The organism is Gilliamella sp. ESL0443 (assembly GCF_019469165.1).
GTDB lineage: Bacteria > Pseudomonadota > Gammaproteobacteria > Enterobacterales > Orbaceae > Gilliamella > Gilliamella apicola_E.
On record NZ_CP048263.1, the window covers coordinates 1,282,299 to 1,295,855 of the forward strand.

Below are 13,557 nucleotides of genomic sequence, written 5' to 3' on the forward strand. Positions count from 1 at the left end.
TTACAACTTTCCAATTATATTAATTATAATCATCTTATCTTTCTACATTGAACCTACTTTACTATCCCATTTCACTAGACTGAATAAAGGAAATAAAATGAAAAAAACCTTATTATTAATCCTATTAATGAATATGAGTACCATCTTTCCATCTCACGCCCAAAATAATGCGTTAAACGTTAGCAATAATTATTTAGAACTACAGCAATTAAAATATGGAAAGAACCTTATCCCTGTTGGAGAAATCACCTCCAAAATTACTGATAACATTATATTAAAACCCGATACAGTTGAATTTTATGTAACCTTAGAAACAGAGGGTGAAACACCAACGGAAGCTTCTAATCTTAATGTCGAAACAATGAAGAAGTTAAAAACTTATTTAAATACACTTAATATTACCGACGATAATTTAGTTACCACCGACTACAAAAACAGTGTTAGAACTATTACGAAACCAGATAGTAAAAACAATACCACTTATGCAGCTATTCTTAATGTTGTATTAACGATTGATAATAATGATAGCTTCATCAAGCTTAATAAAATACTTGATAAATATGGTATAAACAACATTTATCAGATTGACGATAAAAATTTGACTAACTACTATGAATTCTCCATTGCTACAACCAGTAATAGAGAAAGTAGAGCAAAGGATGATCTGTACAAAGACTTTAACAATATCGCTAACGAATTAAAAAAGATAGGCTTAACGAACGTATCAATTAAAAAATATATGGTACGCGAAATGGAGGCTAAAGAAATTGAAGAAAAACACTATTTCGTCAATAACACACTAAAAATAAAAATAAATAAATTAGATCTTATTGGTAAAATTATTGCTAAAGCGCAAGAATTAAAGATGCAAGTCAACAATAACATCTCTTATAGTGTTTCACCTGAAGCAATTCAAGCTGCGCTAAACGAGCATGAAACCCTTTTACTAAACAAATTGAGCGCTAAAGTTGAACGATTACTGGATAAACAGTATGTACTAGGCGCACCAATTACACTTTCACTTGACTCAAGAGATTTTGATACATCATATTCATCATTTAACAACGCCAAAAGTCAAAAACGTTATCTAGGTATGGATAGAAGTGTTGATGATGCTATGGATGTAGATATCAATACCCCACCAGAATATGAAGTCACATTAACTTTATCAGGTACATTCGAAACACTTAAAAAAGTTGAACAAAAGTAGTAGCTGTTAAATTGATAAAATTTCATTTAGTTAGTAATTTATTTTATTAACTAAATGAAATACCTTCGACTATTTTGAATGACTTTGTACATAGAATTTTGCATTGTCGTAATGATAAATAATTCTTGAAAAATCGAAAGGTTCGCCTGCTGTAGTATAAAAAATCTCTTCAACACATAAAGCGGGATCGCCAGGTTTTAATCCTAAATAAGGGGCGATCTCCTCATCTAATTTTATCGCTTTGAAATATTTATCAGAAAAACCAATATTGATTTTACAAATCTCTTTAACGTAACTAAAAATTGAGTTTTCGGCAATTTCCCGATTAAGGTAAGAGATGATCTTTTTACGATAATAAGATTGCTCAAAACCATAAACCTTGCCTTCAACCAAACGTAATCGTTTTATATAATAGACTTCTTCACCATCTTCACACTGTAAGTTCTCTTTTACTTTGGCATTAGGCTGAATAACGTCAACATTAAATACTTGTGAAGCGCCTGGTAAATCATTTAGGTCAACACTAAAACCATGACTCTCTAAAAAATTCAGATAACCCCGTTTTTTGGGTTGCCTAACAAAAATTCCACTGCCTTGAATTTGATAGATCACACCGTGCCTTTCAAGGCGATTAAGTGCTTTGATAATGGTGGTACGACTAACTTGATATTGTTGAATTAACCCTTCGATATTAGGCAATTGTGTATCTTTAGGCAGATTTTGTTGATAAATCGACTGTTGAATTTTCTTTGCCACATCTTGGTATTTTAACATTAGTCTTTCTTTGATATTGGTATAAATGACTGACATTCTATACTTATCGTTAATTAAATAAATCAAAATTGCTTGAAAACGCGATCTAGATCACAAACAATAAAATTGGTCATTAACAATTTTCAATTTAAGGATAATATATGCTCTCTTACCTGTTAAAAGGAGCTTAATTGATGTCATCTAAAATTAGAGATTATAATAAATTAGCAGTTGATATATTAAATGAGTTAGGCGGCGAAAATAATATTGTTTCTGTCGCGCGTTGTGCAACTCGTTTGCGTGTCGTTACTCAAACCACCCCAGCAGAAGCGAAAGAGAAAATCGCCAGTTTACCTGGTGTTATCACCGTGGTTGAAAAAGGTGGACAAATTCAAGTTGTTATCGGCACCAATGTTGACAAAGTCTATAATGCATTTACTCAATTGATGAGTGGAAACAATAAAATTGATGTAAATAGCAAAAGTAGTATGTTAAATCGTATTATCGCAACAATGTCAGCTGTTTTTGCCCCATTCGTTTATGTTTTAGCTAGTGCGGGGATATTACAAGGGATCTTAATTTTAATTAAGCTTGCCTATCCAGAATTTGAACAAACTGGCACTTGCCAAGTATTTAGCTTTATCTCATGGGCGCCATTTACCTTTTTACCTATCTTTATTGCCATTACTGCATCGCAACATTTCCGTTGCAACATCTATATTGCAGTTGCATGTTGTGCAGCGCTACTATCACCAACATGGGCAGAAATTGCAGCATCAATAAAAAATGGGGGAACTTTTGATCTATTTGGTTTACCGCTATCGGAAACCACCTATATGTCAACAGTATTACCACCACTATTTTTAGTCTGGTTACTCTCTTATCTAGAACGTTTCTTAGAACCTCGCTTACACAGCATTATTAAGCCACTCGTTATGCCTTTAATCTGCTTGGTCATTATGGTTCCATTAACCTTACTAGTAATTGGACCAATTACAGCGGGTGCAGCGCACTACCTTGCAAGCGGATACAACTGGATTGTAAACCTTGCGCCTTGGGTCGCGGGTGCAATTATCGGGGCATTTTGGCAAGTTCTGGTTATATTTGGTGTGCATTGGGGTATTACACCAGTTATTATCGAAAACATTAACCAATATGGTAAAGACTCTTTCCAAGCCTACCAAACTATCGCGGTAATTGGTCAAGTCGGTGCAGCATTAGGATTCTATATCAAAACTCGCTCAAAAGAGATGAAAGGTGTATCAATCTCTGCATTTATTACGGGTCTATTTGGTATCACAGAGCCAGCTATTTATGGAGTTAACTTACGCTTTAAAACACCATTTATTTATGGTTGTATTTGTGCTGCAATTGGTGGGATGGTCGCTGGTATCTTTACGCCTTACTACTACACCTATGCAGCATTACCTGGACCACTAACTATTGTTAATGCAATTAATCCAGAACATTATGGTTCAATCATCGGCGTAGCACTGGGTTCAGCAATAGCACTATTTGGGCCAGTGATTTTGATGCAAATTTTCGGTACTAATGAAAAAACACAAAGTGATGAAAAAATTGAAAACGACACCCCAAAAGTCGTTCTTGATAAAGTGAATATCACTAGCCCAATGATCGGTAAAGCATTACCACTAAGCGAAGTACCAGATCCCGCTTTTGCACAAAAATTAATGGGTGAAGGTATTGCTATCGAACCAACAGATAACCATGTTTATGCACCATTTGATGGCGTAGTTAGTGCGGTATTTGAAAGTTCAAAACATGCTATCGGCTTAGTCCTAGATAACGGTGTAGAATTATTAATTCACGTTGGAATAGATACCGTTAATTTAACTAATAACGAATTTAGTTATCACATCAGTATGGGTCAACAAGTTAAAAAAGGTGATTTGCTAATCAGCTTTGATCCACAAGCGGTCAAACAAGCAGGTTATCCACTAATTACACCAATTATGATTGTTAATACAGATCAATACCAATTGATCACATTAACTGAAAATAAAGACGTAAATCTTGACGATATCATATTCGAAATTAAGCAATAACAAGGAATCAAAAATGACTAAAAAACCATTTTTATGGGGCGGTGCATTAGCCGCTCACCAATTCGAAGGCGGCTGGAATGAAGGGGGCAAAGGACCAAGCGTGGTTGATGTCATGACCGCTGGCGCACATGGTGTTGCAAGACAAATCACTCAAGATATCGAAGCAGGCAAATTTTACCCAAATCATACAGCAATCGATTTCTATCATCATTATAAAGAAGACATCAAATTATTTGCTGAACTTGGACTAAAATGCCTTCGTACCTCCATTGCTTGGACTCGAATTTTCCCTAAAGGCGATGAGCTAGAGCCAAATGAAGCAGGCCTACAATTTTACGATGACGTATTTGATGAACTCATTGCAAATGGAATTGAACCGGTTATTACCCTTTCACATTTTGAAATCCCATTACACATTGCTCGTCAATATGGTGGTTTTCGTAATCGTAAAACCGTAGAGTTTTTTGAACGTTTTGCTATAAGTTGTTTTGAACGTTATAAAAACAAAGTTAAATATTGGATGACTTTTAACGAAATCAACAACCAAATGGACACCAGTAACCCAATCTTCTTCTGGACCAACTCAGGTGTACAAGTTAAACCAGGTGAAAATCCACAAGAAGTGCTTTACCAAGTTGCGCATTACGAATTATTAGCCAGTGCTAAAGCCGTTATTGCTGGTAAAAAAATCAATCCTAACTTTGAAATTGGTTGTATGATTTCTCACGTGCCAATTTACCCATACTCATGTAACCCTGAAGACATGATGGCATCAGAAATTGCTATGCATCAACGCTTCTTCTTCCCTGATGTACATGTTCGTGGATATTATCCATCGTACGCATTAAAAGAGTTTGAACGCGAAGGCTACAAACTTGATATTACAGAAGAAGACTTAGCTTGTTTAAAACAAGGTACGGTTGATTACATCGGCTTTAGTTACTACATGTCAACGGTCGTAAAAGCGGATGTTAAAAACGACAACCGTGACAACATCGTCAATGGTGCATTACCAAATGCAGTTGAAAATCCATACATTAAAAGCAGTGACTGGGGTTGGCCGATCGACCCAGAAGGATTACGTTACACACTTAATCGCTTATACGATCGTTATCAACTACCACTATTTATTGTTGAAAATGGTTTTGGCGCGATTGATGAACTTGAGCACGACAACCAAATTCACGATAAACCACGAATCGAATACCTCGGCGCGCATATTAAAGCGATGCAAAAAGCGATGGATTACGACGGTGTTGATGTGATTGGTTATACCGCTTGGGGGATTATCGACGTCGTTTCATTCACCACTGGCGAAATGAAAAAACGTTATGGCGTGATTTATGTTGATCGTGACAACGAAGGTAACGGAAGCATGAAACGCTATAAAAAAGAGTCATTCGAATGGTATAAAAATGTGATTAAGACCAATGGTCAAAGCTTAAAATAATCACTTAATAATATAAAGGATCTGATTTGCGAATTAAAATCAGATCCTTTAACCCATCTCATCTAATCAAAACATCATCAATCAAAACTTAAAAATAAGTTGCTTTTCAACTTGTGGATCAATCAACGTCACATGAAAACCAATTAACCTAACACCCCGATCATTGCGCCTTTCTAGCCAAACTTTATGAGCTTGTTCAATCAAATCAGCTTTATCCAACTTAGACCAAACATGCTCTTGAGTCGTAAGCTGAAAATCATCAAACTTAAATTTCACACCTTGGCGAGCAATAGAGAGATCGGAGCGGACTTTACTTAAACGCTTCTCCAACTCCTCAAATAGCGGATCAAATTGCGCTAAACACTCATCCCAACTGTGAATATCATCAACCAACGTGCGCTCTACCCCAACTGACTTGCGTTGCCTATCATTACAGACTTCGCGTTCATCAATCCCTTGGCAACGTTCATATAAAATACGTCCAAACTTACCAAACTGATTAAGTAACTTAGTCAAATCATAATTAACCACATCTTTACAGGTATAAAGCCCCAACTCTGCTAGCTTCTTCTCGGTCACTTTACCCACACCGGGGATCTTCTTCAGTGGAAGTTGCTCAATAAATCCTTCAACCTGATCGGGTGTAATCACATATTGCCCATTTGGCTTATTCATATCGGAGGCGATTTTAGCTAAAAACTTAAGTGGTGCCACACCTGCTGACGCGGTTAACTCTAGCTCCTTATAGATTGCTTGTCGAATATCTTGGGCGATTAACGTAGCAGAACCATGACAAAGCTTACAATCCGTCACATCCAAATAAGCCTCATCAAGCGAAAGCGTCTCAATGGCTTGAGTATAACGCTTAAATATTTGATGGATTTGATTGGAAACCTCTTTATAGACGGCATGACGACCTGGAATGACCTTAATATTAGGGCACAGCTTAATTGCCTGTGCCATTGACATCGCACTATGCACACCATATTGACGAGCAATATAATTCGCAGTTGCCACCACACCACGCTTACGTGGATCGCCTCCTACGGCGATCGGCACATTGCGATAACGTGGATTGTCTCGCATTTCGACAGCAGCATAAAAACAATCCATATCGACATGAATAATTTTTCGCATATTGAGGGTATTAGTATATAGAAAATAACTGTATAAATATACAATACCATACCTTTACTTTATCTGTAAATCCCTATTTAGCCAGCTGATCGAAATCGGTTAACCCCTCTTTACCATGAGGATCACCAATCCATCGAGTTGGCTGTGCAAATTTTTCATTCACAATACTTTTTTCGGGTTGATAATCATCGAAGCTTAACCCAGCCAAATCAGACCAAGTATGAATCAAATCCTGAGTACTAAATTTTCGATTCACATAAGACTCAAAATGATTATTAGGATGACTCACTAACCACTTAGGCGATTGCCAAAGCATAAAAGGAACCGTATACATAGCTTTAGTTGGCGCCTTCTCATTACGCCCTAAAACATCATGCGGAGCCGTTTGATAAACTTCCTCACCATGATCGGAAAAATACAAAATAAAACCATTTGGATCACTATTCTTAAATAGCTTAAACAGCTCAGTGGTAACAAAATCATTAAACGCGACCGCATTATCATAACTGTTATAAACTTTTAACTTATCGTTATCCAAATCAAAATTTACGCCAGTCTTATCTTTAAAACGCTGATACTCCTCACCTTCCGGATAGCGCAGCTCATATTTCATATGCGTACCGAGCAGATGAATAACAATAAATTTCTTTTCAGCAGGATCATTTAGCACATTCTTAAACGGTTCAAAAACCGACGAATCATATTGTCTGGAACTCTGGTTACGATCATTATTCATATAAAACTGCTCATCAGCTTGCTTAGAGAACATCGTCAACATCGTATTGCGCTTGGTCATCGTTTGTTGATTGGTAATCCAAAAAGTCTTATAGCCGGCCTGTTTCATCAAATGAATTAATGATGGCTTAGAAAGATATAAATCAGGATGTTGCTCATCGGCCAAAGTTAGCGCTTGTTGCAAAATCTCGATCGTATAAGGTCTTGATGAAACAACATCATTAAAAGCAAGAAAATCAGGATTATCTTTTTTAAATTGCTCGATTAACGGCGTCGTATCACGGTCATAACCATAAATGCCCATACGGCTACGAGTCGTTGACTCACCAATCACCAGCACTAACGTTCTTGGAGTATTTCCATTGGCATCAGTTAAATTTTCGAATTTAGGCAAGGTTTCGAGATGATTTAAGATTTTTTCCATATTAGAAAGCTGAGAACGATAAGCAATATAACTACTGAGCAATTGCCATGGAACCGTCGTTTCCATCCGACTTAACAGATGCTGGGTAGCGCGCTCAAACGAAGTCTTCTTAATCGCCACACTAATAAACAAAGGCATCAACGCATAAACCACAATGATTATCGACACTAACCATTTAGTCATATTTTTTACATAAACCGGTTTAACCTTAAACCACAAAAACACCCCAACCAAAATATAAATCAACAGCACGGCGACGAGTTTAATACTAAGGTACTGGGAAATAAATTCATGTGACTCATTATAATTCGACTCTGCCATCACAAAAAAAACACTCTGCGAAAACTCCTGTCGATATATCGTAAAATAACCAATCGAAATTAGTGACAACCCACCGACGATAATGCCATAAACGGTAGCAAATTTTTTGGTAATATTAGGAAAAAAGAGAATAGGCACCAGCCAAATCATACTATAAATTATCGAGTCACGAAGCCCAATAAAATTAGCATGTCCTGACAATGCAATGTAAAGTTGTAATGCACAAGAAAAGTAACAGAAATACAAAATAGCATAAACCAACGAGCGCCAACTAAAATTTCTATCCAAATTTTGCTCCAATAATTACAAATAAAAGTGCAACTAAACTAACAAAAACAGATTAACAAAACCTTAAGATGGAACTAATAAAGATTATTTATTGATTGATTATGATGAAAGGGATTCAAAAACCCCGTTCCTCAACTTTTTTTGATGCAAAAAACGGCTACTAAAAAAAGCCACAGTTTAAGGCCGAATTATTTATTTAGACAACATTGCAGAATTTTAAACCCTAAAAACCCCACTCCTCAACTTTTTTTCGATAAAAAACTAAAAAAATCACCCTAGTTGAAACGGATGATTTATTTTCAACATCACTCTGTTATTAATGCAATTCACTAAAATAATTCTTCAACTCCTGAATAAACGCACTATCTACCATAGCAGGATATTTATTTGCCTGCCATGATTGTAAAAATAATAGATGCTGAACCGTTAACGGTTTGTTCATATCGCGAAATTCGTTTAACTGTTCGTTTACCTCTTGGGATGTTGTGAGAAGGGATTGTGGTGTTTTTTGCTTCGGTATTTGGCAATGCTTTTGATACCATAGCTCATAGCCACTTAAATCATAATCACCCAATAACTCATACCCCGTTAAATTAGGGCTGGCATTGGGGTAACGTTTAGTAATAGAACTGGTAGGAAACCCACCGCAAACGATAATTTGGTCTATCTTTTTTATAAACTTTGCCGTTACCTTTAAGTTAAAACCCAATAATTGCTCAACCACATATAATGATTGATTATAAAGCTTTAAAAAATTACCTTCGGCTATAAACTGAACCGGCCTTTTACTTAACGCTATTTTTTCTTCAATATTCATTTTATATTACTCCTTTAATATCAATATTTTTAACCACCACCTCGGTGCCCAGCATTTTTGCCGCTTAGCCACAAAATCGCTTTTTATAGCTAAACGACGTTGACTCCTTGAGTCAGCTTACTTTTAATCACCTAATACTATTTTTTATCACCCCCACCCCCGCCCTAAGGATTAAGGACGAAGAAATAAATACTAAGGATGGGAGCAAAGTCCGAGGCTGCTGTTGTAGATGTAGTTCGTAGACACGATACCTTCGTTTGTGTTCACGACAAACTGGTCAATACGATTCGGGTCACTAGTCCAGTGCCACTGGTAGTAGAAGCCCAAACCTGAATAATCATCCATTTTGCCCCACTCCGCAACAAAGCCAGAACCTATATGACGCATATAATAATTAACTGGCGAGGAAGGGGTGGCGCCTAAATTATGATAATTTGAATTTGTTAAATCCCTTACGCTAGGTAGACGATAACCAAGACTATTACACCAAGATAATGTATTAGGATAAGTGTCATACTTAGAACCTCGGTTGACGAACCACTGCTTCAAAGTAAAACCATATTTGACGACTGGAGTACCATTACTATCACGACCGACCAACTCGAAAGTCTGAGGCAAAGATGGAGTGGAAACACGACTAGGACTGGATGAATTAATCTGGGATTGAGTAGCGTAAGGACCAGTTAAAGTAACACGAACGCTTGTAGCAGTAGGATTAGACATTGTGACTGTGATACCACCCAGAGAAACAGGAGACCAAGACAATGGCTGACTAACACCACTAATATCTAAATCAAAGTACAATCCATTAGCGCCAGTTGTAGGAAAGTTTCTACCGTAAGAGGATGGGCCAGTTGACTGAGGGATAAAACCATTACGAGGGTTCCACATTGAAGCTGGGCCAGCATAATTATCTGTACCTTCTGTCAAATTAGGTCTGGCAAAACAAACTACAGGCGCAGCCTTAGGATTGACGTAATAAGTCTCACTACGGGCACTGAAAGTACTACGATTAGGAAATCCGTAACGAGTAGATAATGTACCGTTAGTACTGGATAACTTAACTTTATAAGGTGCGTTACAAGTTGTTAACACGGAATTACGTGATACTGATTGACCTCTTTTATCGACGATAGATAAACTTAAAGAGCCTGTAGCAGTAACGCCAGAATCACCATCATCATCTCCCCAATAATTATTAGGAGGACCGATAAGAGAACTCAAAGCGACTGAATTAGTATTAGTAGGAACGAACATACTTATATCAGCAAAACTCTGACTTGTGGCAGGTAACACAATAGGTGTTGTTGATGATGAGGGATTGGATGATGGCGTATATTGCGTACCATCAGATAGTGTAATCCCAAGCAGACCGTTAGTATCAACAACACGAGTACGACCACCATCGAAAGTCAGATAAGGTGCACTACCCTGTATCGCATTCCTAGTTGTCTGTGATGTCAATGCATGACTGGAAAAAGGAAGGAAAATAACCACGAAAAAAACAATCTGCCGGGATAATTGGGAAAAGGATCGAAAACAGGATCCGAAAAAGGATCTGTAAAACGATCGAGAAAAGGATCGCGCGAAAATTCGCAGAATTTCACTTGATTGAGTAGAAAAATAAGCTTCTGTGAAAAATTTAAACTGGGTGCTGGAGTTAGACGAATTTAAAAGATAGGTTTGGCAGGTTGGCTGTTGGCTGTTGGCTGTTGAAAATTATAATGCATTTTAGACTATCCTGTCAAGTAATTTTTTGATTAATTTACAATTTTATACGTTTCTATCAAATTTTAGCCTCATAGCTAAAACCGTGTAAAAAGTATAGTGACTGGAAAAACACGATGCAACACTTTTTTTCGCTCATTTACGTTAACTTTTGTAAATAGGATCTAAAAAGGATCTAGATGATAATTGATTAAGCGCTGTTTTAATTAAAGGTTGTCATCATTACAAATCTTTAGAATCACAGCTATTGATCCTAAAAAAATTATTTTAGTATTTAAAATAGTGGTTATGATCATTTAAAAGTTTTAAGTGAAATTTAAAACCTCAAAAACCCCGTTCCTCAACTTTTTTTACTGAGGACACTAATTATGAATAATAACTTATCCCTAACAATTTAGCTATCTCTTGATTTTCAGCTAGCTGTTTTGGTTCTGCATTAAAAATGACGTTTCCATTTTCAATAACCACACAGCGGGAAAAATGGCTAAGTGACTCATCCAGATAATGCGATACCATCATTAAGGTCAGATTAAATTCACTACAAACCTGATTAACCAATGCCAACATTTCAAAGCGCAGAGCTTGGTCAAGAGCAGAAAATGGCTCATCTAATAATAGTATAGGACGATGTTGTATAAGACAGCGAGCCAAAGCCACGCGTTGCCGTTGACCACCCGATAGCTGTTCGGGATAGCGATGGTTAAAGCCTTCCAGCCCGACACGAACCAGAATATCATTAATAGTCGTTTGTTCAGCTCGACTCAGTTTTAATGTCGGCTTGATGCCTAAAGCAATATTTTGTTCAACCGTTAGATGGCTAAATAAGTTATTTTGTTGAAATAGCATCGAGACAGGGCGTTTACCGGGTAACGTTGTTGTGACATTTTGGTTATTTAAGATGATTTGTCCTGATTTAGGAAAGATGAACCCCGCAATCAAGCTAAGTAATGTACTTTTGCCCGCACCACTTGGACCGACAATAACAACCCGCTCTTTAGCAGCAATATTTAGCGTAAAGTGCATGTTGAAGTTGTCATATTGATATTCAATTTTTTGAAGTTCGATCATAATCCATCACAACCAATAAACTAAAAGATAAAAGTAATAATATCGCGGCTGTCACGATACTTTCTTGATAATGATAATGCGATATCTGTTGATATAAATAATAAGGTAACGTGGTCACCGACTGCCCGCCAAACAGAGCTATTACCCCAAAATCGCCCAATGACAATATGGCAGCAAGGGCAAAACTCATCAACATAAGGCTTTTTAACCCCTTAAAATCGACCAAATAAAAATGCGTTAATCCATTGATATTAAGGGTTTGGGTTAATTGCCAATAGCGTGCCGTAATATCATACATCGGCGTAGCTAAATTTTTAAGGATGAAAGGTAGCGCCATTAACCCATTACAAACCATAATTAATAAGCAGATAAAAACAGTGTGATGACTATAACCAAATAACAATAAAAACAATCCCGATGCTAATACCATGTTTGGTATGGCTAATATCAGTGAGGCAACCAGCATAAGCCGATTACTTAATTGACGTTGTTGGTTAATCAATAGTCGGCAATTGGTCCATAGCAAAAGTAACCCAAGTAACATCGCTATCATAGCGGAACCTATAGCAATAAGGATTGAATAGAGTAAGGCTTGTTGCAACATCGATGTGAGTAATGAGATTTGGAAAAAATAGAAACCTTGAAAAAGTATGGTAATCATCGGAGACAGGATAAATAATCCCCCTATTACGATAATGATCATGCTAATCATTTTTAGCCAATTGGTTATCGGTAATTGATAGTTGGAGTGACTAAATTTAACACTCAGCTTTCTATCATTTCTATTTATTTTCTGCATCAAGCTGATAAAAACAATACAGCAAACCAACTGCACGCAAGATAGTAATGCGGCTTGTAATAGATCAAAGTCTCGCACCGCTTGATAAATAGCCACTTCCAGCGTGGTATATTTTGGACCACCACCCAATGCAAGCACTATGGCAAAACTCGAAAAACAGAGCATAAAAATAAGTGCTGCCATAGGCAATATTTGTCTACGAAGTAACGGCCATTCAAGTAATTTAAAATAGGTAAATGTTGAAAAATTAAGTTGTGCCGCTAGCTGTCTTTGTTCTATCGCAACACTGTTTAATGTTTTGTAAAAGAGCACACAAGCATAAGGAAAATTCAAAAAAACATGAGCCAACAAAATACCTTGCAAGCCATAAATAGGAAATGAAAATGGGATATGCAGTACTTGGCAAATGTAAGCCAGTAAACCTTGTTGCCCATATACCGACAACAACCCTGTCACAACCACTAAAGCGGGTAAAATAAAGGTAATTGGCATTATTTTTATCAGTAACTTTTTACCTTTAAAATCAATAAAGGAGAGCGCCTTAGCCATTAATATTGCTGATGCCAGCGAAAGTATTGTCGATAACAAAGCTTGATAAAAAGTGATCCAAACAATATGAAGTACATAACTATCAAGATAAATCGTCAAATTTCCTGACTCTAAGGCAAATCGCCAAATAGCAATAAGTGCCGAGCTTAAAATAATGAGTATTAAGCTCGCTGCACTCATTCCGGGTAATAACGATTTAAATTTCAACATTG

10 protein-coding genes are annotated in these 13,557 nt (G+C 36.8%); 3 read left to right on the forward strand and 7 right to left on the reverse strand.

Annotation, left to right across the window (positions count from 1 at the left end; translation table 11 throughout):
• Positions 1–97: 97 nt before the first annotated feature.
• Positions 98–1,210, forward strand: coding sequence for an SIMPL domain-containing protein (locus GYM76_RS05880; RefSeq protein WP_220224871.1), 1,113 nt, complete (start codon positions 98–100; stop codon positions 1,208–1,210).
• A gap of 69 nt (positions 1,211–1,279) precedes the next feature.
• On the opposite strand, the gene GYM76_RS05885 is transcribed toward GYM76_RS05880, so the two are convergent.
• On the reverse strand, positions 1,280–1,984 hold the full coding sequence (locus GYM76_RS05885) for a GntR family transcriptional regulator (protein ID WP_065734532.1): 705 nt from the start codon (positions 1,982–1,984) through the stop codon (positions 1,280–1,282).
• Between the two features lie 173 nt (positions 1,985–2,157).
• Between GYM76_RS05885 and GYM76_RS05890 the strand changes: the two genes are divergently transcribed.
• Together GYM76_RS05890 and GYM76_RS05895 are read left to right on the forward strand one after the other, a co-directional pair.
• On the forward strand, positions 2,158–4,029 hold the full coding sequence (locus tag GYM76_RS05890) for a glucose PTS transporter subunit IIA (RefSeq protein ID WP_220224872.1): 1,872 nt from the start codon (positions 2,158–2,160) through the stop codon (positions 4,027–4,029).
• 13 nt (positions 4,030–4,042) lie between these two features.
• The gene (locus GYM76_RS05895; protein ID WP_220224873.1) at positions 4,043–5,479 is read left to right on the forward strand and encodes a 6-phospho-beta-glucosidase; all 1,437 of its coding nucleotides are present in this window, start codon (positions 4,043–4,045) and stop codon (positions 5,477–5,479) included.
• An 81-nt stretch (positions 5,480–5,560) separates the two neighbouring features.
• On the opposite strand, the gene dinB is transcribed toward GYM76_RS05895, so the two are convergent.
• From dinB to thiP, 6 genes are all read right to left on the reverse strand, one after another.
• The gene (dinB, locus tag GYM76_RS05900; RefSeq protein WP_065561749.1) at positions 5,561–6,616 is read right to left on the reverse strand and encodes a DNA polymerase IV; all 1,056 of its coding nucleotides are present in this window, start codon (positions 6,614–6,616) and stop codon (positions 5,561–5,563) included.
• Between the two features lie 73 nt (positions 6,617–6,689).
• Positions 6,690–8,384, reverse strand: a complete 1,695-nt coding sequence (gene cptA, locus GYM76_RS05905; protein WP_220224874.1) for a phosphoethanolamine transferase CptA — start codon at positions 8,382–8,384, stop codon at positions 6,690–6,692.
• Between the two features lie 316 nt (positions 8,385–8,700).
• Complete coding sequence (locus tag GYM76_RS05910; RefSeq protein ID WP_220224875.1) at positions 8,701–9,201, reverse strand: hypothetical protein; 501 nt, start codon at positions 9,199–9,201, stop codon at positions 8,701–8,703.
• A gap of 192 nt (positions 9,202–9,393) precedes the next feature.
• Positions 9,394–10,698 (reverse strand): hypothetical protein, encoded by a 1,305-nt coding sequence (locus GYM76_RS05915; RefSeq protein WP_220224876.1) that lies wholly within the window; start codon positions 10,696–10,698, stop codon positions 9,394–9,396.
• 597 nt (positions 10,699–11,295) lie between these two features.
• A complete protein-coding gene (thiQ, locus tag GYM76_RS05920; protein WP_065562860.1) occupies positions 11,296–11,997 on the reverse strand; it encodes a thiamine ABC transporter ATP-binding protein ThiQ in 702 nt (233 codons plus the stop codon).
• The gene (gene thiP / locus GYM76_RS05925) at positions 11,975–13,555 is read right to left on the reverse strand and encodes a thiamine/thiamine pyrophosphate ABC transporter permease (RefSeq protein WP_220224877.1); all 1,581 of its coding nucleotides are present in this window, start codon (positions 13,553–13,555) and stop codon (positions 11,975–11,977) included. Before thiP ends, thiQ begins: the two co-directional genes overlap by 23 nt.
• Positions 13,556–13,557 lie beyond the last annotated feature (2 nt).